Origin of the sequence: Commensalibacter sp. M0268, assembly GCF_016101925.1 — a bacterium.
Taxonomy (GTDB): domain Bacteria; phylum Pseudomonadota; class Alphaproteobacteria; order Acetobacterales; family Acetobacteraceae; genus Commensalibacter; species Commensalibacter melissae.
The window spans coordinates 311,955-334,893 of sequence record NZ_JACFPQ010000003.1 but is presented as its reverse complement, the minus strand read 5'-3'; the positions used below and the strand labels follow the sequence as shown (position 1 = coordinate 334,893).

24 protein-coding genes are annotated in these 22,939 nt (G+C 39.3%); 9 read left to right on the top strand and 15 right to left on the bottom strand.

Annotation, left to right across the window (positions count from 1 at the left end; all coding sequences use genetic code 11):
* Nucleotides 1-30: 30 nt before the first annotated feature.
* The 9 genes from mltG to H3R28_RS07040 form a co-directional block, all read right to left on the bottom strand.
* Nucleotides 31-990 carry an endolytic transglycosylase MltG gene (mltG, locus tag H3R28_RS07080; RefSeq protein ID WP_198210435.1) on the bottom strand — a complete coding sequence of 320 codons (960 nt, stop codon included), beginning with the start codon at nucleotides 988-990 and terminating at the stop codon, nucleotides 31-33.
* 34 nt (nucleotides 991-1,024) lie between these two features.
* Nucleotides 1,025-2,305, bottom strand: coding sequence for a beta-ketoacyl-ACP synthase II (fabF, locus tag H3R28_RS07075; RefSeq protein WP_155568531.1), 1,281 nt, complete (start codon nucleotides 2,303-2,305; stop codon nucleotides 1,025-1,027).
* A gap of 48 nt (nucleotides 2,306-2,353) precedes the next feature.
* Complete coding sequence (locus tag H3R28_RS07070; RefSeq protein ID WP_110439039.1) at nucleotides 2,354-2,596, bottom strand: acyl carrier protein; 243 nt, start codon at nucleotides 2,594-2,596, stop codon at nucleotides 2,354-2,356.
* A 191-nt stretch (nucleotides 2,597-2,787) separates the two neighbouring features.
* The gene (fabG, locus tag H3R28_RS07065; protein ID WP_110439040.1) at nucleotides 2,788-3,531 is read right to left on the bottom strand and encodes a 3-oxoacyl-ACP reductase FabG; all 744 of its coding nucleotides are present in this window, start codon (nucleotides 3,529-3,531) and stop codon (nucleotides 2,788-2,790) included.
* Nucleotides 3,532-3,555: 24 nt separating this feature from the next.
* On the bottom strand, nucleotides 3,556-4,512 hold the full coding sequence (gene fabD / locus H3R28_RS07060; RefSeq protein ID WP_232351257.1) for an ACP S-malonyltransferase: 957 nt from the start codon (nucleotides 4,510-4,512) through the stop codon (nucleotides 3,556-3,558).
* Between the two features lie 24 nt (nucleotides 4,513-4,536).
* Nucleotides 4,537-5,790, bottom strand: coding sequence for a bifunctional 2-polyprenyl-6-hydroxyphenol methylase/3-demethylubiquinol 3-O-methyltransferase UbiG (locus H3R28_RS07055; protein ID WP_198210434.1), 1,254 nt, complete (start codon nucleotides 5,788-5,790; stop codon nucleotides 4,537-4,539).
* Nucleotides 5,790-6,551 (bottom strand): glycine betaine ABC transporter substrate-binding protein, encoded by a 762-nt coding sequence (locus H3R28_RS07050; RefSeq protein WP_198210432.1) that lies wholly within the window; start codon nucleotides 6,549-6,551, stop codon nucleotides 5,790-5,792. The genes H3R28_RS07055 and H3R28_RS07050 overlap by 1 nt, the downstream gene beginning before the upstream one ends.
* Before the next feature lie 34 nt (nucleotides 6,552-6,585).
* Entirely contained in the window at nucleotides 6,586-7,413 is an 828-nt protein-coding gene (locus H3R28_RS07045; RefSeq protein WP_198210431.1) for a ferritin-like domain-containing protein, read from the bottom strand.
* 101 nt (nucleotides 7,414-7,514) lie between these two features.
* On the bottom strand, nucleotides 7,515-8,504 hold the full coding sequence (locus H3R28_RS07040) for an enoyl-CoA hydratase/isomerase family protein (protein WP_198210429.1): 990 nt from the start codon (nucleotides 8,502-8,504) through the stop codon (nucleotides 7,515-7,517).
* A 209-nt stretch (nucleotides 8,505-8,713) separates the two neighbouring features.
* On the opposite strand from H3R28_RS07040, the gene bioB reads away from it, so the two are divergent.
* A complete protein-coding gene (gene bioB / locus H3R28_RS07035; RefSeq protein ID WP_198210427.1) occupies nucleotides 8,714-9,721 on the top strand; it encodes a biotin synthase BioB in 1,008 nt (335 codons plus the stop codon).
* A gap of 47 nt (nucleotides 9,722-9,768) precedes the next feature.
* Here the strand turns inward: bioB and H3R28_RS07030 are convergent, their stop codons facing one another.
* Nucleotides 9,769-11,991 carry a cation-translocating P-type ATPase gene (locus H3R28_RS07030; RefSeq protein ID WP_198210425.1) on the bottom strand — a complete coding sequence of 741 codons (2,223 nt, stop codon included), beginning with the start codon at nucleotides 11,989-11,991 and terminating at the stop codon, nucleotides 9,769-9,771.
* Between the two features lie 109 nt (nucleotides 11,992-12,100).
* Here H3R28_RS07030 and H3R28_RS07025 point away from each other — a divergent pair, with 109 nt between their 5' ends.
* Nucleotides 12,101-12,292: a heavy-metal-associated domain-containing protein gene (locus H3R28_RS07025; protein WP_155565989.1), complete on the top strand. Its 192-nt coding sequence runs from the start codon at nucleotides 12,101-12,103 to the stop codon at nucleotides 12,290-12,292.
* A gap of 37 nt (nucleotides 12,293-12,329) precedes the next feature.
* On the opposite strand, the gene H3R28_RS07020 is transcribed toward H3R28_RS07025, so the two are convergent.
* The 3 genes from H3R28_RS07020 to H3R28_RS07010 are packed head-to-tail and all read right to left on the bottom strand — an operon-like array spanning nucleotide 12,330 to nucleotide 14,113.
* Nucleotides 12,330-12,962: a phosphoribosylanthranilate isomerase gene (locus tag H3R28_RS07020; protein ID WP_198210423.1), complete on the bottom strand. Its 633-nt coding sequence runs from the start codon at nucleotides 12,960-12,962 to the stop codon at nucleotides 12,330-12,332.
* Between the two features lie 4 nt (nucleotides 12,963-12,966).
* Nucleotides 12,967-13,668, bottom strand: coding sequence for an orotidine-5'-phosphate decarboxylase (gene pyrF, locus H3R28_RS07015; protein WP_155565991.1), 702 nt, complete (start codon nucleotides 13,666-13,668; stop codon nucleotides 12,967-12,969).
* A 52-nt stretch (nucleotides 13,669-13,720) separates the two neighbouring features.
* Nucleotides 13,721-14,113: a LapA family protein gene (locus H3R28_RS07010; protein ID WP_198210421.1), complete on the bottom strand. Its 393-nt coding sequence runs from the start codon at nucleotides 14,111-14,113 to the stop codon at nucleotides 13,721-13,723.
* A 570-nt stretch (nucleotides 14,114-14,683) separates the two neighbouring features.
* On the opposite strand from H3R28_RS07010, the gene H3R28_RS07005 reads away from it, so the two are divergent.
* From H3R28_RS07005 to H3R28_RS06985, 5 genes are all read left to right on the top strand, one after another.
* Nucleotides 14,684-15,187: a protein-export chaperone SecB gene (locus tag H3R28_RS07005; RefSeq protein WP_198185008.1), complete on the top strand. Its 504-nt coding sequence runs from the start codon at nucleotides 14,684-14,686 to the stop codon at nucleotides 15,185-15,187.
* A 27-nt stretch (nucleotides 15,188-15,214) separates the two neighbouring features.
* Nucleotides 15,215-15,817 (top strand): NUDIX hydrolase, encoded by a 603-nt coding sequence (locus H3R28_RS07000; RefSeq protein ID WP_198210420.1) that lies wholly within the window; start codon nucleotides 15,215-15,217, stop codon nucleotides 15,815-15,817.
* A 68-nt stretch (nucleotides 15,818-15,885) separates the two neighbouring features.
* Complete coding sequence (locus H3R28_RS06995) at nucleotides 15,886-17,196, top strand: dicarboxylate/amino acid:cation symporter (RefSeq protein WP_198210418.1); 1,311 nt, start codon at nucleotides 15,886-15,888, stop codon at nucleotides 17,194-17,196.
* Nucleotides 17,197-17,247: 51 nt separating this feature from the next.
* A complete protein-coding gene (folD, locus tag H3R28_RS06990) occupies nucleotides 17,248-18,117 on the top strand; it encodes a bifunctional methylenetetrahydrofolate dehydrogenase/methenyltetrahydrofolate cyclohydrolase FolD (RefSeq protein WP_198210416.1) in 870 nt (289 codons plus the stop codon).
* Between the two features lie 174 nt (nucleotides 18,118-18,291).
* The gene (locus tag H3R28_RS06985; protein ID WP_110439056.1) at nucleotides 18,292-18,885 is read left to right on the top strand and encodes a hypothetical protein; all 594 of its coding nucleotides are present in this window, start codon (nucleotides 18,292-18,294) and stop codon (nucleotides 18,883-18,885) included.
* Between the two features lie 36 nt (nucleotides 18,886-18,921).
* Here the strand turns inward: H3R28_RS06985 and H3R28_RS06980 are convergent, their stop codons facing one another.
* Nucleotides 18,922-19,425, bottom strand: a complete 504-nt coding sequence (locus H3R28_RS06980; protein ID WP_155567355.1) for a lytic transglycosylase domain-containing protein — start codon at nucleotides 19,423-19,425, stop codon at nucleotides 18,922-18,924.
* Nucleotides 19,426-19,533: 108 nt separating this feature from the next.
* On the opposite strand from H3R28_RS06980, the gene H3R28_RS06975 reads away from it, so the two are divergent.
* Nucleotides 19,534-20,280, top strand: a complete 747-nt coding sequence (locus H3R28_RS06975) for a methylenetetrahydrofolate reductase (protein ID WP_155569653.1) — start codon at nucleotides 19,534-19,536, stop codon at nucleotides 20,278-20,280.
* On the opposite strand, the gene H3R28_RS06970 is transcribed toward H3R28_RS06975, so the two are convergent.
* Nucleotides 20,277-21,653, bottom strand: coding sequence for a dipeptidase (locus H3R28_RS06970; RefSeq protein ID WP_155569654.1), 1,377 nt, complete (start codon nucleotides 21,651-21,653; stop codon nucleotides 20,277-20,279). The genes H3R28_RS06975 and H3R28_RS06970 overlap by 4 nt on opposite strands.
* Nucleotides 21,654-21,716: 63 nt before the next feature.
* On the opposite strand from H3R28_RS06970, the gene H3R28_RS06965 reads away from it, so the two are divergent.
* Nucleotides 21,717-22,922 (top strand): MFS transporter, encoded by a 1,206-nt coding sequence (locus H3R28_RS06965; protein WP_198210414.1) that lies wholly within the window; start codon nucleotides 21,717-21,719, stop codon nucleotides 22,920-22,922.
* Nucleotides 22,923-22,939 lie beyond the last annotated feature (17 nt).

The window sequence follows — 22,939 nt, the reverse complement described above, 5'->3', positions numbered from 1 at the left end:
TACTATATTTTAAAAGATAGTTTTTAAAAACTATCTTTTTTTCTCTGCGGCAACATTGTGATTATGTTCTGCAAGACTTGTTGAAAAACTATGTCCACCCGTTCCATTTGCAACAAAATATAATATTTTTCCTTCTGCAGGATGTGCAACAGCCTCCATAGCGGCTTCACCAGGAGAGCATATTGGTGTAGGCGGTAAAGCGCTGGTCCAATAAGTGTTATATGGGTTGACAATTTCCAGATCCTGTCGAGTTAACCTGCGATCAAAATCATTTTTTCCATCAGTCAGGGCATAAATCACTGTGGGATCTGATTGTAATCGCATACCAAGATGCAGGCGATTGATAAATACACGGGCAACCAAGGGACGTTCGCGTTTTAAAGCGGTTTCCCGCTCAACAATTGAGGCAAGGGTAACCAAATCCTGTTGCGTTTTTATCTCAGCAAGAACCTGTCGTTCACCCCAGATTTTTTGCAGTTTTTTCTGCATTGCCTGTTGCATACGGAATATCATCTTTTCACGAGACATACCCCATTCATAGGCATAGGTCTGGGGCAATACCGTTCCCTCTTCTGGTGGCTGTATCTGTCCTGTCATATAGGGGGCATCATTAACCAAATTCGTAATCTGATAGGCTGTCAGCCCTTCTGGAATGGTTAATTTATGCTGTACAGGTTTTGCATACCGCAAGATATCGATAACCTGTTGAATCGATGCCTGCTTTGGAAAAGAAAACTCAGCCGCGTGTAACGTCCCGGCCTTATCTGTCAGCTTTATGCCACTACGAAAAATAAAACCGCCCCAATAGGATTGAGTGACAACCTTTTCTTTCTGAAGTTGGTTTAATATTGCCGCGACATTTCCCTTGGCAATAACCACATTTTTAGCATTATCCAAAGGACCGGGAGCAAAATAGGTATATTTTCCGTAAAAGAATACAGCAAGCAGGCATACAAGTAATGCACTGACCCCATATAACAATCGACGCATTACAATTTAACCCATGATATATCTTAGTAAATTTTCATATTCTTTTAAAAATCAGGCTCGCATTCGTGCCACCGAAACCGAAACTATTGGATAGGGCGGCATCAACTTTTCTTTGCTGGGCAGTATGAGCTATACGATCAATGACACTTTCCCTTGATGGATTATCAAGATTCAAAGTGGGAGGTACCTCATTATTACATATTGATAATAGAGAGAAGATCGCCTCAACCGCACCTGCTGCACCTAATAAATGACCAATAGCCGTTTTTGTTGAAGACATTGCCAAATGTTTGCTTGCATCCCCAAACAACCGCTCGACAGCTTCAAGTTCGAGATCATCCGCCATGGTTGATGTACCATGTGCATTAATATAATGGATATCTTCCAATGATAATCCTGAATGCTTAATGGCCGATGCCATTGCACGATAAGCACCTTCATGCCCTTCTGCTGGAGCAGTGATATGATACGCATCACCTGACATGCCATATCCAGCCACCTCACCATAAATTTTTGCGCCACGGGCTTTCGCATGTTCATATTCTTCTAACACAAGAACACCGGCACCTTCTCCCATAACAAATCCGTCACGATCCTTATCCCAGGTTCTTGACGCTTTTGTAGGTGTATCATTGAACCCCGTGGATAATGCTCTGGCAGAACAGAACCCTGCAATACCCAATTCACATACAGCCGCTTCCGCTCCTCCGGCAATCATTACATCAGCATCGCCAAGCGCAATCAAACGGCTTGCATCTCCAATAGCATGCACTCCTGTTGCACAGGCTGTCACTACCGCATGATTGGGCCCTTTAAAGCCATATTTGATGGAAACATATCCTGAAACCAAATTAATCAAGGCAGATGGAATAAAGAACGGAGAAACTTTTCGAGCCTGACCTTCATTAACCTTGATTGAGGTTTCATAAATGGTTTGCAGCCCACCAATTCCTGAACCAATCATGACACCGGTAGCCATTTGATCCGCTTCATTTTTGGGTGTCCAGCCAGAATCCTCCACTGCCTGAATAGCCGCCACTAAACCCAATTGAATAAAACGGTCCATTTTCTTTAAATCTTTAACCGGGATCCATTCAGACAGGTTTAACCTGCCCTCTCCCTTTGAACCTTCAGGAACTTCCCCGGCAATACGTGCAGCAACACGTGAAGCATCAAAACTTTTGATTTTGTCAATGCCGCTTTCGCTTGCAACAAGTCTTTTCCAAACATTATCGATACCAATTCCAAGAGGGCTTACAATCCCCATTCCAGTAACAACTACCCTGCGGTGTGGCCATGAACTTGTACTCGTCATTAAATTATCCTGTAAGTTTTATGAATCGATAATGTTATAGACTTTTAATTAAGATGCTTGTTTCTGTTTTTCAATATAATCGATAGCATCCTTGACTGTTGCAATCTTTTCTGCGGCATCCTCAGGAATTTCCACATTAAAAGCCTCTTCAAAAGCCATAACAAGTTCAACTGTATCCAAGCTGTCCGCACCCAAGTCATCAATAAAGGAAGCTTCAGGCGTTACCTTTGATTCTTCAACACCAAGATGTTCAACAACAATTTTTTTTACTTTGTCAGCAATTTCACTCATTATATTCGTCCTTTTACAGCTATAAAGCTTACATGTTTATACTATATTACCAAAGTTCCAAAGAATTTTTAGAACTTTATACGATTTTATCACAATGGTATTGGGGAAATATCACATTTCCCCCAAATAACCAAGCAAAAGCAATATTATAATTTTATAAAATGTTCAAATGGTTCACAAAGCAAGGATCTTTACACCATATACATGCCACCGTTAACATGCAAACATGTTCCAGTAACCCAATCTGTCTCTTCAGAAGCCAGATAGACAGCTGCGGATGCAACATCCTCCACCTGTCCCATTCTATTTCTTGGAATTCTTTGTAATAATCTAGATTGTTGCTCTTCTGATAATACGGCAGTCATTGGTGTTTCAATAAAACCGGGGGCAATAACATTAACGGTAACGCCTTTTTTCGCCACTTCTAACGCCAGACTTTTACTCATAGCGATTAATCCGCCTTTTGCAGCTGAATAATTGGCCTGACCAACATTACCAATAAACCCAATGATCGAAGCGATATTGATAATGCGTCCTGAACGCCGGCGAACCATTCCCTTTAACGCAATCTGACATAATTGGAAGGGCACAGACAAATCCACATCCAGAACCTCGGACCATTCCGATTCCTTCATTCGGATTGAAAGATTGTCCCGCGTTAATCCGGCACTATTAACCAGGATATCGACAGGTGCATTTGCCTGCCTCTCTGCATTCGGGATAAGCGCTTTTAAAGATTCCTGATCCTTGAGGTTGGCTGTTTGAACAAATGCGTTCTGTTCACCCAACTCTTTTTGAACCTCTCTTAAAACGTTTTCCCTGGTTCCCGACAAAACAACCCTTGCCCCTTGCTGAACAAATGCCTTGGCAATCGCTTGACCAATTCCACCCGAGGCACCAGTAACCAACGCTACCTTATTATCTAGTCTGAACATAATCTTCATAATCCTTGTGTTCTTTTAAAAAGCAGAAAGAATTTTTGCAAATTCTTCAAGATCTGCAGGTGTATCAACAGAACAAACCTTGCTATCCCGTGCAGTACGCTGCATGATTTTAGACAAAACCTTACCTGCACCAACTTCAACAAAAAAATCAACTTCCTGATCAATCATATATCGCATAGTTTCTTCCCATCTTACAGAACCTGTTATTTGTCTAACCAATGAATCCCTGACAAAAGAAGAAGAATTTTCATAAGGGCAGGCGGTTATATTTGCGATAACAGGAAAATTAAATGGTTTGGGATTTGTTTTAGCCAAGGCATCCCGCATTTCCCGGGCAGCGGGTTCCATTAACGGACTATGAAATGGTGCTGACACAGGCAATTTAACAACTCTACGGATACCAGCTTCCTTGGCTATGGCTATAATCCGTTCAATCGCGTCCATATGACCAGAAACCACAACCTGAGACGCACCATTATCATTGGCAACTACAACAATTGAATTTTCCTGCGTGGCCTGTTTACATAAATCCTGAACCTGTCCAATCGTGACGCCTATAAGTGCAGCCATTGCTCCCTGACCAACCGGTACCGCATTTTGCATTGCACTGCCGCGAGTCCGTAACAAATTGACAGTTGTAACAAAATCAAACACATTGGCAGCACAAAGAGCAGAATATTCACCCAAGGAATGTCCTGCTGCCATTGAAACCAGATGATTGGCATCAATATTAAATTCTTTTTCCAAAACCCTGATTACGGCCATGGAATGTGTCATTAATGCAGGTTGTGTATTTTGCGTTAAAGTCAACGCTTCCACAGGCCCCTCCATCATAATTTTGGATAATGGCTGCTTTAACGTTTCATCCAGCGCTTCATAGACTTCTCTGGCAATTGGAAATGCTTCAGCCAATGCCTTACCCATACCAACATATTGGCTTCCCTGACCGGGGAATAAAAATGCACATTTCATAATAGATGATTCCAATAAAATAAATTAAACGGCAGATCTTACAAAAAGCTGGTTAATACTTCGTAAAATTTCAAAAGTCTGCTTCCACAAAGGTAAAATACGGTGTTCCTCAATACCCCGTTTTTTGACAATCTCAATTATTTCTCCAACCGAACGGCGATTGTCAACAAGTCCCAAAAACCCGCGTGCCTGTGCAGGTAAAGGAAGCATAATCGTCAACATTCCAAAAGAATAAGGAAGCAGATTGGATGGTAAAATCTGATTGGCAAGTATTTCTCCAGGCGTTTCCCGCATAAAAGGAATTGAATCAGAGGCACATGGATCAGCAAATTGTATATTATCTTCCGCGCGACGCACATACACAACATGCGTTGACATATTCCCAGCCAAAGATTCAGCCAGACTAGCCTGTGTTCTTATATCAAACTGCCTGAATTTTTCTCTGATCTTTGGATCTGTTATTAAATAAGCAGGATCATAACGCGCAGGCTCCACCAAACAGTTTACCGCCAACTCATTTTTATCCAACAGATCCCATAATTCGGCAATTTTATAGGATCGGTCACGCGGGTTTAATAAAAGATCATACAGACCAGCGTCACCTCCAGTTAAATGATCACCAAAATTTCCATTAAATCTGAGCCAGGCAGTCGATGGAAGATGCTTCATGATTCTTTTTGCAACATCCAAACGCTTTACTGGTGGATCTGACAAAGAGGTCAGTTTGGATAATGCTTCCTGCACCATATAAACGCCAGTACGACCATAGGGAGCATAAACCATCAATCCCATCCCGCCGCCAGGATTTAGTTGTTCCCTTAATATTTGCAGGGCAGCAGCAGGATCAGGCAAATGATGCAAAACACCACAACAATCAATATAATCAAACAACCCGAGATTTAAATCTGGCAATTCAAGAATTGAACCCTGAACATAACGAATATTATTCAATTTCCGTGTAGCTGCCCGTTCTTTAACAATTTTCAAAACTGCCTCGGCCCGATCCAAACAGATCACTTCACCAGAACGTTGGTGTCGTGCCATTTGTTGAGCCACCATGATTGCTGCATCACCGGTTCCACAACCAGCAATCAAAATCCTTAATGATTGCGTATAAGAACGATATCCTCCAAATACCCAATAATCAATTTCATTCAAATGGCTTGGACTGCCTATTAATAAGCGTTTGGTTTCATCCTTTGGATTGCGTTCGGGATACGGATAGGCCTCATATTGCCTTGCCAACCCCAAATCTTGCTGATCATTTTTATGGGCCATTATGCTCTTACAACCAATTTACCACGCTGCCAAGCTTCTGCCGCCTCATCGGCACTCATCCCCTGATTGCGTATTGCATTTTCCATGAACTGAACAATCTGATTACCCAACATCATTTCCTCAAGCTCATCAATCAAGTCACCCCCAAATCGCTGAATCCAATTGGGGTTTAATAGCATGGCCGCTTTTTGTTTCCGGATAAAAATACTCTCGGGTTCCCTCAGATGATAAAAATTTCCTGAATCCGTGAACAATGCCGGTTCATAAAGCATCATTAACTCGGGTTCTTGTGAGTGGATTATTTCCTGATAATGAGTCAACGTCTCTTCATCTGCAATAGATTTCAATTGATAACCAGCCTCGATCAAACCATATTCTTTCATGATTTTATTCGCGAAAACCTGCAAAGTTTCACATACCGTGATTTCACGATGAAGAAATGAAGCTGTTATAAGTTGATCAATAGAACCCACATGTTCTTGAAACTTTTTTGGCAAAGCAAAAGAGATAGAGGGTTGATAAAGATTTCCAATCACCTTGAAATTCGGATTGGATTGAATGATATCGGCATGAATATCAGGCAACCATACACTTACAAACAAATCAATTTTCCCAGCAGTCAGCTCCTGCATCAAATCCCTACATTCACCGGTAATTAATTCTATATCCGTTATTCCATGGGCCTCTAACACACGTGTTATAACCGCTGCTGTTGCTTCATGTATCAAATTATCAAAAAAACCAAGCTTTAAAGAATCCATCCCTGTTAATGTCCCACTCTTGTTCAGAAAATTGTTATATTATAGATAAAACTTGTTTGGTATAGGCTTTCTGTTGTTTATTAATAATCATTAGTATCAATTTAGACAAATATCTTTGCCATTTTTCTGAAGGCATCCACCCAATAACCTTACAAACCATATTAACCACCCTGACAATATGATGGATTTTATATAATGACATGGCCTTTTCCATATAAAGGGCTATACATCGTTTATGATTATATGGCATTCCATGGGGCTCATTGGTGGCATGAAAGGCCGAGGCAAGCTCATCATCCTGACTTTCAATTATACGACCCAAGGCAATCCTGGCTCGTTGCAACCTGGAGAGCTTTTGAGATTTCAAATATAATTTAGCATAATCATAAAACAATTTATAATGACGATATTCGTCTCCAGCAATCCGTCTGCATATCTCCTTCAGGACAGGTTCCTTTACATAATCTGCCAAGGCACTGTAATAAGATGAAGTGCCAACCTCAACCATAGCCCGGGCGATAAATTCTCCCGCCTGTGATCCACGGATTGAGTGATCCGTCTTTAAGTCAATTTTATAAAAATTTCTGAAACGCTTATAACTTTCCTGATAATCCCAAGCAGGATCAGCCATCATGGCCCATCGTCCCAATGTTTCACCATGTTGCACCTCTTCATCTTCCCATTTACTGAAAAGCTTTGTCAATTCAGGATCATGACCAAATACATTAGTCAAATAAACCGTATAGTCTACACTATTTCGTTCAACAACAGCCGCTGTTTTTATCAAAGGAACAATATCAGCATCTATTAATGAAGGGTCAAATTTATCCCAGTTAACCCGTTCAATATCCCAATGTTTCATAGTGCCACGCTTTCCTTATCAATTTTATTTTTAATTCAGAAATTATAAAATGACTATAGTAAACCGTAGTATGAGAAAATGACTAGATATTTTTATTAAATTCAATAGTCAAAACAGGAATTAATATCGGACTCTGAAATTGGCGCCTGATTCCATCTTGGGTTATGATCCTTGTCAATAATTGCAGCCCTCACCCCTTCTAAAAAATCGGCCCGTTGGATAAGATGGTTTATCACACATTCATCACGCTTAATAACAGATTCGAAATTATATAATTTACGATGCCATGCCTGAAACGCAACTCTTAAAGAAAAAGGACAGGCCTTTAAAATAGAGAATAAATCTTTTCTTGACCATTCATACACGCTCCCCATTAATCTTTCGATTATCATATCAACTGAAGAGGCATCATACACTCGTTTTATTTGTCCCAGAAATCCATGATCAATTCGGTTTTCTTTTTTGTAAGGAGCCAAAACTTGCTTTATATTATTACTTTCCAATTCTGATAACACGGTTTCCAATTCAGACGAATAAATAAAATAATCAGCAAAACCAAGCTGAATCGCTTCCTCTTCATTTAAACGCTGCCCGGTAAGCATAGCTCTCAACCCCGTAAAACCTGGAGCTTTTTGAAAAATTAAACTTGTTCCTGCATCCGGTACAATCCCTATCATGACTTCTGGCATTGCCAAAATTGAACATTCAGTAACGATACGATATGGAACATATGACCCCAGACCAATCCCACCCCCCATCGCAATTCCATCCATCAAGGAAATTATCGGTTTTTCATAATGGGCAACAAAACATGCAAGCTGATAATTATGCTGGAAAACACTTAATGCTTTTTTATAATTTCCCTCTCGTACAAAATTGGCAATCTGGCGAATATCACCACCTGCACAAAAAGCTTTTTTTTGACTACTTTTAATTAATACAGCATGAATGGAAGGGTCATCTTGCCATTTTTTTAAAATTGTTATTATTTGTCTCTGAAATAAATCATTAATTGCATTCAGAGCTTTGAAACGGTTTAATATTAAAATTCCTATCCCTTTTTGTTTCTGTGTAATAATCCATTCATCCATTTAAAATCTCTTATGTCACTTTTAGTTACGATCCTTACACATGAATATAATCAGGAATTATACGACCCAAAAATCACTTATCCTTGTTCAAAACCCTTTTTTATCCCATTTTTCCATATATATATTCATATAATTTTACAACAATATACGATATATAATGATTTTGATTTCATAATCATATATCTAATTTATTCATCAAGGATTTATGAATGTCACATAAGCAAGGCCATAAACTAGCGACAAAATATCATTTTCCAATTCGTCACGACTGGGCCAAGGAGGAAATCGCTTCTTTGTTTCAGCTCCCGTTGCCCGAGCTTATTTACCAAGCACAAACTGCCCACCGATTAAATTTCGATCCAACGCAAATTCAGGTTTCAACCTTGCTCTCGATCAAAAGTGGAGGATGTCCCGAAGACTGTGCTTATTGTCCACAAAGTGCAAAACATGAAGAAAAAATTAAGGCAGACCGTCTTATGTCCGTTGAAAAAGTGCTTGAAAAAGCACGCGCTGCCAAAGCGGAAGGTGCGACACGTTTTTGTATGGGTGCCGCCTGGCGTTCCCCGAAAGATCACGATCTCGAGACCATTTGTGCCATGATAGAAGGCATTAAAAATCTTGGGCTGGAAACATGCGTAACCTTAGGAATGCTTAATCTGGAACAAACTGAAAAACTTAAAAACGCTGGACTGGATTATTATAATCATAATCTTGATACTTCTGAAGAACATTATGAAAAGATCATCTCAACCCGTACATACCAGGATCGTCTGGATACCCTCGCTTTTGTTCGTGATGCCGGTATCAAAGTATGTTGTGGAGGTATTCTCGGAATGAATGAAGATGAAGCAGACCGTGTCAGCATGATTGCAACCCTTGCCAATTTACCCAGACATCCGGAAAGCGTGCCTATCAATATGCTTATCCGCGTCAAAGGAACACCTTTGGGTAATGCAGACCCCATAGATCCTATTGATTTTATTCGTACAATTGCTGTCGCCCGAATCACGATGCCTGAAAGCTATGTTCGATTGGCAGCCGGCAGAACGGAGATGAGTAATGAAATGCAGACCTTGTGCTATCTGGCTGGAGTCAATTCTATTTTTCTGGGTGAACGTTTGCTAACCTGTCCCAATCCAGAAAAAAGCAGTGATTTGACTTTATTCAACAAATTAGGACTGCAAATTGCCAACCAGCAAAACCGGGCCATATCCTAAATTAACATTACTATAAGGATTAAGATTTTGAATTTTGGAAATCTTATCTAGATTCTTGCTTTCCAGCGTAATAACCTTAAAGCGTTCATAACAACACATACGCTACTTAAAGCCATGGCTCCCCCTGCAATAGCCGGATTTAAAAATCCGAGCATTGCCAAAGGAATACCGGTAATATTATAGATAAACGCCCAAAACAACCCTTCCTTGATACGCTGACGAGTTCTTTTGGCAATATCCAACGTATCAGCGACCAATTCAGGATTATTCCGCATCAATACGATCCCAGCCACCTCGGCCGCCACATCCGTCCCCTCGCCCATTGCAATGGCAAGATCCGCCTCTGCCAAAGCCGGAGCATCATTTATTCCATCTCCAACCATGGCAATTGACTGATGATCGATACCCTTTGAACCATGTTTCTTGATAAACTGTTGTTTATCTTCTGGTGTCAAATTCGCTTTAACGTCATTTATTCTCAATATATTACCAATTTTTTTGGCGACAGCTTCATTATCCCCCGTCAACATAATTGATTGGATTGAATGCTCTTTCAATCGTCGAACCGCCTCTACCGAACCAGACCGTACATGATCCTCAAAAGCTACAATACCCAATAAACGATAGGAATCTTGTATCTTCTCAAGAAGCCAGGATAAAGTTGATGATCGAATTTCTAACGGTACATCAGGAATTTTACACCCATGCGATTCAACCATCTGCTGATTGCCCAATAAGAAAACCCGTTCTTTTATCTTTCCCATGACACCACGTCCCTGTTCTTTTATAACCCGAAATTCTTCTGGTTGTTTCAAAGAAATAGTATAAGAGAAGGCTTCAGATAGCAGTGCCTTTGCCAAAGGGTGTTCGCTTGATAAAGACAAACTGGCTGCATGATAGAGAATTTCTTTTTTTGAAAAATCAGATAAGGAAACAATTGAAACGACTGACAGTTTTCCTTCTGTTAAGGTTCCTGTTTTATCAAATGCCACCTTTTTGACATGCACCGCTCTCTCTAAAGTTTCAGCATCACGAATTAAAATACCAGAACGAGCTGCTGCCCCGCATCCAGTGGCTAAAGCTGTCGGCGTTGCCAAACCCAATGCACAAGGACAGGCAATCACCAATACGGCAGCGGCATGCATTAACCCTATTACAAAAAGACCGTTTATCAACCACCAACCCAGAAAGGTTAATAATGCTAGAATAATAACAACAGGTACAAAAATACTGCTTATCCGATCCACCATTTTTTGGATTGGCGCCTTGGAGGCTTGTGCATTTTCAACCAATTGGATAATAGCGGACAATCTTGTCTGTCTCCCGATTTTTTCAACCTTAATTGATAAACGCCCATTATCATTTAATGAACCACCAGTAACTTTATCCCCAATTTTTTTCTCGATTGGCAGGCTTTCCCCAGTCAGCATCGACTCATCAACCGCACTTTCACCCTGTATGACCACACCATCACAAGGAATTGTTTCACCTGGACGAACAACAACCTGATCACCAACCATTAATTGATCGAGGGGAACTGATATTTCTTTGTCATCAACAAGTTTACAAGCTGTATCAGGACGCAGAGCCTGTAATGCCCTAATTGAATCAGCGGCTTTATATCTTGCCCGCTTTTCCAACCAGTGTCCCAGTAAAATAAAAGTTATAATCAATGAAGCACTTTCATAATAAAGATCAGGCTCAACCTTGCAATAACCCAACAACCAGGAAAGCAATAAACATGTGCTCAGAATCCAGGCGGTACTTGAACCAAGTATCACCAGCAAATCCATATTTCCATTTCCTGATTTTACCGCACGATAAGCAGCAATATAAAATGGTTTTCCCAACCAGAATTGCACAGGAGTTGCCAATAAAAACTGAACCCAGCCTGGAAGCATCCAATGATGGTTGAAACCGCCAGCAATCATTGAACCCAATAATGGTGCGGAAAATAAAGCCGCGATAATCCAATGATATAAATCCTTTTCATCACGATCCCCATTCAGGTTGATAGCTGCATGACCAGGATCAAGCCATTCCGCATGATAACCAGCCTTTGTGACAACCGTCTCAATCTCAGCAATTAAATTTTGTTGTTGGATAGCTGGTTTAGGAATTACCCTGGCCTGTTCCAATGTCAGATTCACATTGACATCTTCAACTCCTGCAACACGCTTAATGACTTTCTCAACACGTCTGACACAAGATGCACATGTCATTCCACGAATTACAAAATCAATTCCTTTATTTTCCAATGCTGCAGACATGATCGACCAATCCTACACTTTATCGGTATGCAAATAAGAATTAGTATAAAATATAAAACATGCTATAATAATCAACTTTCATAGTCATTAACTAAATAGGATTTTCATCATGAAAATATATCATGTCGAAGGAATGACATGTCAACATTGTGTCCACGCCGTAAAAGAAGCCGTTGAAGCCCTTCCAGATGTTCAGGAGGCCAATGTCGACTTGAAAACCGGAACATTAAAAATCACCGGTTCGGTCAATGAGAATGAACTCAAAAAAGCGATTGAAGAGGAAGGATACACACTCTCTTGAAATAATCCCATAATGGGCGTTTCAGGTCCAATAATAATTATTCGCAATTATATTCTTGTCTGGCATTTTTTACAAAATGTTGAATTAGGATTGGATCCTTTTTCCCCAATACAGATTCAACCCCTGATGAGACATCAATTGCCTCTGCACCTGACTGCTGAATGGCTTCTTGCACATTATCGGGCGTTAATCCACCTGCCAGCAACCATGGCTTTGCCGGATTCCAGTTTTTAGTCAGGGACCAATCAAACTTGCGTCCATTACCGCCCGGTCTTGTATCCGATTCATAAAATGGCGCCTCAATCACCATTCCATCAACCTGGCAAGGTTCAAGCAAATCATCACGCGTTTTAATCCCCTTTGCCAACCAAACTGGCAGACCGATTTCCTCTCGAATAATTGCCGCCTGCTTGTCAGAACAATAAAGTTGCAGAATATCCAGCCGAACCTTGTCAAGAATTCTTCTTATATCATCTAATTTTGGCCTAACAAACAAACCAACCCTTAACAGACCTTCCTTACCATAATCAGGCAACTGTCTCGCTTGGGTAACAGATAAAAAACGCGGAGATGCTGGATAAAAAACCAATCCCACCCAATTGACCCGTAATTTTAACAATAAATCACAAGTCGCCGTTTCTCTTACACCACATATCTTGATAGAAACCATAAAATTAATCTTGTAACTGACAAATGATTTCCTCAGCAACCTGTTGTGGATTAGCTGACTGTGTTATTGGCCGACCCACTACAATCCAATTTGCACCCGCCTTATGTGCCAACGCGGGTGTCATGATTCGCTTTTGATCATCTGTTTTGGCATTTTCCAACCTTATTCCCGGCACCACTAATACAACTTTATCTCCATAAATCTTACGCAAAGTTGCAACTTCCTCAGATGAACAAACAAGACCATCGACACCAGCGTCCAAAGCCATTCCTGCCAGTTTCATTACTTGTTCAAGAGGTGTCGTATGAAGATTTACACTATTTAAATTCTCCTGATCCATACTGGTCAGAACCGTAACCCCAAGTAATAACGGTTTCTGATTATCAGGAAAATTGACATCTATTGCCTTACGTGCGGCTTTAATCATGTCTTTTCCGCCTAACGTATGAATAGTCAACATGGCTGGTTTTACAGAAACCAAACTGGCAATTGCGGATGCAACGGTATTGGGAATATCATGCAGTTTCAGATCAAGAAAAACTTGCCGACCCCTAGCCAGTTTCCTTACCGCATCAAATCCGCAAGCGTAGGTAAACTCCATACCTATTTTAATCATTTGCCCTGTTAAATCAGCAATTTGAGCCCATTGCTCAGCTAAATCATAATCTTTTGTGTCAATCGCAAGAATCAAGCCGGTTTTTGTCATTATTTTTCTTAAGTGATCTATCAATTATTTATTATAATATGTGGAAATAAATCTATTCTTCTGAATTCTGTTGCGAAGGTTCAACCCCGGCAGGGGAAAGGGCAGACGTTGCTGTTGGAACTGGGGTCCCATTCTGTCCTGTTCCCTGCTGCGTTGTATTCTTTTGAGTCAGGGCTATATACTGGGCCCGCAATTCATTTAACTGTGTTTCCAAATCACGTATCTTCTGTTCTGCCTTTCTGGCTCTTTTCCATTGACTGACCAAGGAGGTGAAAACTGTTAAAGCTCCTATTGCAAAAGAAATGATTCCAGCCAGCAATACAATCATTCCAACAGAACTTTGCCAATTAGCAGAAAAGAAATTCATTGGCACAGGCGTCATATTTAACAAGAAAAAGATAATTAAAAGTACCAGGAATGGTACAACGATAATTAATCGCAACACGATATGATCTCCCTAACCCAATCATAATCAAACATTATGAATATGACTAGTATATAATACACAAACCCCTACATAAATAAGGAATTTTAATCCAGATAAAAAAAACATTTAAAATAATAATTTAAAAAAAACAAAAAATAACCATATAGTTATAAAAAGATAAATCGTTTTTTCTTATATAAATCAAAAAGCTATGCATGAAGTTGTTTCATTTAAAAAAATAAAGAACAAAATATGGGCCAACATTTTTTATATCGGAAACAAACGATACATCGCTAATATTTATCATTCTTATGAAAAAGCATATCAGGATTGTGAATGGCGGAAACAGGAAATTACTGCCTACAGACATTTATTAATCAATCATGAACAACCCGTACCACAATATTTGACAATCCCGATTCACCAATCAGAGATTCCAAAAAATTGGCAACCTTTGCCTGTATTCGGTTTTTTGCTTTCCTCAAAAAAACTTTCAAAAAAAACAATTTGTTTTTATAAACAGGTCTTTCGATTCAATTTATTAATAATTTTATACCTATAAATATTTAATTTAAAAGAGAATGCTCAATGTCTAATAAACAACATGAAGAAAAAACATTTTTTTTACCTATCATCCCAGTTAAGGATTTAGTCACCAACATTGAATATATTCGAGAATTAAACGTAAAAATTTTTAATACACCCAAAGTTTTTCTTAAGGTATCTCCTAAATCCGACATTACCGTAACCGTTAATGTCAATGCCCAGCAAATTGAAAAGGATTACCCCCAATTCGAAATTATCGTTATCCTAAATTGTACCAGCCAAAAACAACTTGAAGATGATGATGAACCAACTTCTATTTTTGAAATTGACTTACAATATGGTGCAGTTGTGACCCTTCCCACTTTAAAGGCTGCCAATATAGAAGAATTGTTGATGATACATGCTCCAGAATTATTATTTCCAGAAATTCGCAATATCATCCTGAATATAAGTCGTACATCCAATCTACCCTCTATTCTTTTGCAACCCATTGATTTCGCAGAATTATGGAAAGAAAAAAAATCCACCATGAAAAACAAAGATTAAGAAACCCCTACAAAAATGGATACAACAATGCCCCAAAAACTAGACACGGACAAAAAAATTATTGGTCAAGCAGATCCAGGCGGAATTGTTCCGGAATCATCACGTATTGCCTATGAAAACCGTTGGCTAAAGATCCGTGAGGATATCATACGCTATCCCAACGGGTTAAAAGGCATGTTTGGTGTTGTAGAACGAAACGAATTCGCTGTTATTTTACCACTGCATATTAATAATGAGGGAATTAAAATAGTCACCCTTATTCGACAATACCGATATCCTGTGGGTAAATTTATGTGGGAATTGCCGATGGGAATGTGGGAATTAAAACCAGATGCCACCCCCGAGATGGTTGCTGCCGGAGAACTGGAGGAAGAAACAGGTTTGCGTGCCGCCAATATGGTACATGGAGGTATATTATATCAGGGGGCAGGCTATTCAACCCAAAAAGGTCACGTTTTCCTTGCCACTGATTTAACACAACATTCCCCGAAACGCGAAGAGACAGAACAGCATATGACCTGTCATACAATCCCGTTAACTCAATTTGAGGAAATGATTCAAACCGGACAAATAACTTGTATGGTCACAATCGCTGCATTCTGTTTGTTACGTAGTAAAAAATTAGTTTGACTCTCTCTTCTATCATTACCTAAAAAAAGATTTAATCGTGTAATTTATGACTTGAGGAAATATAAAGTATGGCAGAAACCCAGCTCCAATACAATAACCCTTCTACATCACGTACCCTTGTCAAACATGCGGTTACAATTGGTTCCACCATGGTCTTGGGACTTGTTTTTGGGTTGATCTGTCATGCTTTTGGAGATGTTATTATCTATAAGTCAGCAAATGGCTCAATAACGTTATCAAATTTTATTCTGACCTTGTCTGAATTAATTGTCAATTTGTTTTTGCGCCTGATAAAGATGATCGTGGCACCTCTGGTTCTGGCCACGCTTATTGCCGGGATTGGGAACGTTCAAGATACTAAAACCATAAAAACCATCGGGATCAAGGTTATTTTTTGGTTTATCGGTGCCTCTATCGTTTCCTTGGGTGTTGGAATGCTTGCCGCCAATATCATCCAGCCAGGCAAGAATTTTACGCATAATTTACCACCTGTCTCTGAATCTCATGCAATTTATCATTTTGACCTTATTAAATTTATACTTCATATCGTTCCTGATAGTGTCATTGACGCAATGGCTCATAACGATATGTTACAGTTGGTTGTTTTCGCTGTCTTTTTCGGTTTGTCTTTAGCCGCTTTACCTGACAAACAATGTCAACTGGTAAGAGATGTAACAGATGGTGTAGGCAAAGTTATGCTGAAAGTCACCGATATGGTCATGATTATTGTACCATTGGTTGTCTTTGCTTCACTTCTTTCAATAGCAACCCGTAATGGATTACATGTAATTGAAAGCTATGGACTGTTTTTAATCGAGTTTTATGCTGTCATTCTCGTCATGTTCATTATTTTGATCGGAACTGGTTATTTCATGATGGGGAAAAAAGTGTTTAAACTTCTTCCATTCATAGCCGAACCTGTAATGGTGGGATTTGCAACCGCCAGTAGTGAGTCTGCCTTTCCAAGATTACTTGAACAACTTGAAAAATTCGGTGTTCCACCCAAAATATCTAGCTTTGTCGTTCCCTTAGGTTATAGCTTTAACCTTTGTGGAACCATGATGTTCATTTCATTTGCCGCCATTTTCATCGCACAAGCCTATGGTATTCATATGCCCATTGAAAAACAAATCATGATGCTCCTGGTCATGATGATCAGCAGTAAAGGCATCGCAGGAGTTCCACGAGCCTCAATGGTAATGCTCGCCGCTGTCATGCCAGGTTTTGGAATACCCGAAGCTGGACTGCTATTAATTGTCGGAATTGATCAGTTTCTTGATATGGCAAGAACTGCAACAAGTGTTTTGGGTAATGGAATTATTGCAGCAATCGCCAATGAATGGGACATCAGGGCAAACAATACAAAAGAAACAATATGATTTTATCTTTCCCCAAAACCAGTTGAATATAATAAAGGTCACTGATATCTTATGAAAACGAAATTAATTGATGGCAAAGGCTTTGCCACAAACATGACCCAGAAAATAGCTCTGGAAGTCAAGCAGCTGCAGCAGGAAAAAAATGTAACCCCTGGTCTTGCCGTCATTTTGGTCGGCAATGACCCTGCCAGCGAGGTATATGTCAGAAACAAGACAAAACAGACACACAGGGTGGGAATGCGTTCGTTCATGCATCTTCTTCCTGAAACAACCACACAAGAAGAAATCCTGAATCTAATTGCAAGATTGAATAAAGATCCTGATATTCATGGAATTCTCGTACAACTACCTCTTCCAAAAGGGTTGAATGTAGACACCATTATTCAGGCAATCACCCCTCATAAAGATGTTGACGGCTTGACAGCCTATAATACAGGAAAACTTGCACTTGGACATAAAGACGGATTTATACCCTGCACCCCACTTGGATGTCTAATGTTATTGCAAAAAGAACTTTCCAGTTTGAAAGGATTACATGCAGTCATTATTGGAGCGTCAAACTTGATGGGCAAACCCATGGCACAACTTTTATTACAAGAAGGTTGCACTGTAACTATTGCCCACATTCATACACGCAATCCTGAAAAACTTGCCCGTCAAGCAGACATTCTTATTGTTGCGACTGGTTGCAGTGAACTCGTTAAAGAATCATGGATCAGTGAAGGTACGACTATTATAGATGTCGGCATTAACCGTATCACGACAAAAGATAGCAAGACCAAACTGATAGGTGATGTCGCTTTTGAAGAGGTTTTGGGTAAAGCTGCAAAAATTACACCTGTCCCTGGTGGTGTCGGTCCTGTCACTATTGCCTGTTTGTTGCATAATACATTACAAGCAGCAAGAAATACGATAAAATAATTTACACCAGAACTATTTCTTATTATAATTATTGCAATAATATAACAATAATTTCTTAAACCGCTTGATTAATATTAATAACTAAATCATTTAAAAGCGGTTTACAATTTATTAGATTGTTTTCTATAAACGAAACTAAAACTTGCTAATATAATATTTAAGTGAACAATTAAAATGACTGAAATTGATTTTCCCTCTTTACTGTTTGATTCAGCCTGGTATTTAAAAACCTACCCAGATATTGCAGCCGCCAATGCAGATCCTGTTGAACATTATCTGTTTTTCGGATTTCGAGAGGGACGAAATCCTAACCGTTTTTTTAATACCACCTTTTATCTGAATACCTATCCTGACGTTGCTGCAAGCACTATTAACCCTTTTATCCATTATATAATGTATGGTGCCGCGGAAGGGAGATTACCCAGGGCTTCTGATCAACCACCTATACCTTCTACAACGGTAAGCACGGAATTATCAACCGGGACCGATATTCCGTATATGGTTGCCACCGAGCCCAACCCACAATCTAAATCTGAAATTAATTTAAGTTTTAAAATTAGTGATTCAGAACCTCCCCAGCAATTACAAGATAAAAAAACTGCATCCTATGATAAATTAACCTTGAATGCCGCATCTGAGGTTACAACAAAATTACCAAACAAGAAAACGACTGTAAAACCAAAAAACTCATCGGTAGCATCCTCTCGAAAACGAAGTCCGAGAGTCAAAACGCAACGCGTAGCACATGGTAATAGTATAAGCAGATAGGCTGATTTTTGTATAAATTCAAAACTAGATAAATAATCAGTTTCTAACGGTTTTCTTTTTAAATTTTCTTCTTTTTTTTACATTCATTAAACGATGCTGATAAGGAGAGAGATATTTTCCAGCTTTTTTTCTCCTTATTGAAAAATTATTGTTCAAATAAGAGGCTTGAATGATTTGAAACTGATAATGATTGTTTAGATCAGGTGTATGAGAATGATAATTGCCAATCGCCTGCATTAAATTTCCATTTGTCTCTGCAAGATACAATTTAAGAATCGCCCCCGCCACGGCTATATTATAACAATTATCCTGTTTTAATCGTTGATAGATGACTTGACCAGTTTCATGCGTTGTTTCCATCAATGGAACAATCCAACGTGTATTGATCTGCATTACCCCCAAATCCTGCGTGCCATTCTTGTTATTGGAGACAAGATTAGGAGCCCCACCCTCCACACGTTGTATTGCCGGTAAAACAGAGGAAGGCAAATGATGAAATGCAGCAACCATCATCATACATTTTAAATATGTCGCAACCATTTAACTAAATTAACTTTATTCTATTTTATTTTTTTATTAACAATTTTAACATTAAAGAAATTAAATCTATTAATTCAAATCCATTTATTTCATTACAAGGAATTCGTTATGACACGAATCTCGGTAGAGTTAATTCCTAGAGATAGAAATCATATCATTAGTGACATGAAACAAGTCAAGGAATGTTTTCCAATTGCCGACAGCATCAATATTCCAGATCTCATGCGTTTTTCTTTAAGAAGCTGGAACGCTTTTCAGATTACCTCTTCATATTATACACGTTCCATTCCTCATATAAGAGCAATTGATATTAATCCCGATCTTCCATTGCCCGGCCATGATATCAATAATTTACAAGAAATTCTGGTTATTCAGGGAGACCCTCCCTCCGATTTCAACAAACATACATATCCCAATTCAACTGAAAGCATTTTAAGACGATATCGAAGGGAACTCCCGCATCTGAAATTGTATGCTGCCTTTGACCCATACCGTCGTTCTCCCAAGGAAGAACTTGAACATGTCCTGTCAAAAAAAGAAGCGGGAGCCTGTGGTTTTTTTACACAACCCATTTTTGATGAGAAAATGCTTGAACTCTGTATGGATTGGTTACACAACAAAACCGTTTTTTGGGGTTTGTCACCTGTCATTGGACCAAAATCGAAATCATATTGGGAAATTACCAACAAAGTTGTCTTTCCACATAATTTTGAAACAAGTTTACAGGCTAACATTGATTTTGCAAAAAAAGCCTTACAAATGATCAAAAAAACAAACCAGAATGCTTATTTAATGCCTTTACGCGTCAAATTAACCACCTATCTATCACCATTACAGGAAATTTTTCAAAACTAGTCTCCCAACGCATATAAAATTCGAATCCAAGATCGTATCCCCTTATGAAATGAACGAAGATTATATTTTTCATTCGGGGAATGAATGCAATCATCAGCATTTGCAAACCCGATTAAAAAAGATTCTATTCCGAATTCACGCTGTAAATCATTAACCACAGGTATGGCGCCTCCACTGCCAATAATGGCTGTTTTATGAAGCCATTCATCTTCGAGCGCTTGACTAATTTTACTTAAATTCTTTCCTTGAAGGGAAACCATACTTGCATTTGAAACACCATGGGAAACAAATTCAACTTTACAATCTTCGGGTATTCTCGATTTTACAAACTGCCGAAAATTTTTCCGAATTTGAATTGGATCCTGTTCCCCAACCAAGCGAAAAGAAATTTTGGCTGAAGCCTGAGCTGGAATAACTGTTTTAAAGCCAGGTCCTTCATATCCCCCCGTAATTCCATTGATTTCACACGAAGGACGACACCATGTCTGTTCAACGGCATTGAATCCAATCTCACCCGCCGGATATTGCAAACCGATTGGATGAAGCAGTTCACTATCGGTTTTACCAATTTCCTGCCATTTTTGACGAATCGTTTCAGCAATTTCAGGCACCCCTTCATAAAAATTTGGAATGGTGACTTTTCCTGTATTATCACGTAATGCTGCAATAATTTCAGCCAAAACCTGAATAGGGTTTTGAGCGGCATTTCCGTATAATCCCGAATGCAAATCCCGATTAGCCGCGTAAACGGTAACCTCTTCCCCAACCAAGCCACGAACCATGGCAGTGATTGCTGGCACATCCGGAGTAGCCATATCCGTATCACAAATAAAAGCAATATCAGGATGTAAGATTTCTTTCTGTTGCGCTAAAAAGATAGGTAAATGTTCTCCTCCACTTTCCTCTTCACCCTCCAAAATAAAGGTGATATTCAATGGAAATTGCTTGTCTTTCATATAAATCGCTCGACAGGCTTCCAGGAAAGTAAGAATTTGACCTTTGTCATCTGATGATCCACGCCCATGAATAACCTCTTTTCCTGTTGCGTCGGTTCGGATACAAGGTTCAAAAGGTGGTATTTCCCATAATTCCAGTGGATCGACAGGTTGTACATCATAATGTCCATAAAATAAAACATGCGGGGCTCCCTTTATTTCAGGAGAATTTGCCATGACGATTGGATGTCCCCCAGTTTCACAAATCTGCACATCCAAATCCATATTACGCAAGTAATCATGCAACCACTGTGCTGCATTTCGACAGTCTTGGTTATAGCTTGGAATAGCTGAAATACTTGGAATGCGTAAAAATTCGAATAAACGATCAAGAGATTCTGTTATCCTATGATCAACATTGCAAAGAATTGATTGCAAAATAAACTCCTATTATCATAAAATTTTATTTTAAAGAGATACTTTTTTATTTAATAACCAATAATGATTTTATCCTATCTGAAACCAAAACCCATTACATTAAAGATTCTTGCCGCGGCCATTTTTAATCTTGTATGTTTCATAAATATCGGTATGCCTTTGGCTACAATACCTGTATTTGTTCACAGACAACTCGGATATAATAGTATAATTGCCGGAATTGCTGTTTCCGCAGCCTATCTTGCCACCTTTATAAGTCGCCCGGGAGCGGGTCAATGGCTGGATACCAAAGGGGCCAAAAGTGCAGTCATTATAGGTTTGGGAATTAGTGCATGCGGGGGACTTTTGACAATTTTGGCTTTATTTTTTATCCATCAACCTCTTATGGCGTTAATAATCATCCTTCTAGGCCGCTTTTGCATGGGTATTTCAGAAAGCTGGGCATCAACAGGTGTTAATGTCTGGAATATCGGCAGGGTAGGAATTGAAAACGCAACCCATGTCATATCATGGAATGGCGTAACCACTTATGGCGGCATGGCTATTGGTGCCCCCTTAGGGGTTTATCTTGCTTCACAACCCATCGGTTTTATTGGAGGGTTATCTGGATTTTCTATTCTTACTGTCATTCTGGCTTCAGCATCAATGCTTCTAGCATCAACCTATCCAGCCATCATTCCCGTTCCAACCGCTAGACGTTTACCTTTTACCAAGGTTTTCAAACGAATTTCAGCTTACGGCTGCTGTCTTGGTTTATCAACTATCGGATTTGGCAGTATTCAAACTTTCATTGCCTTATATTTTATTAGCAACCACTGGACAGGATCTGCCATTGCCTTGACAATTTTTGGCGTTTCCTTTGTCATGATCCGATTTATTTTCAAAAATTCACTTTTAAAATATGGTGGTTATATTGTCTCTATCATCTCCCTAATTACAGAAACCATTGGTCTTCTTCTGCTTGCCACACAAACCTCAATAATTGGTGCATATATCGGAGCAGCCTTGACAGGATGTGGTTTTTCACTCATCTATCCAGCCTTGGGTGTTATTGCCATATCAAAAGTCAGTAGTGAAAATAAAGGAGCGGCCCTTGCCTCATTTTCTTTATTTCTGGATATGGCCCTTTTTATTTCCGGTCCCCTACTGGGTCTAATCCAAAGTCATCTTGGATATGATTATCTTTATTTGTCAGCCAGTTTTTTTGCTTTTTGTAGTGTTCTGTTAACCTATGGGCTATATTATCAGAATAAAACAGCCTCTATTTAACAATGATATATTAAAGA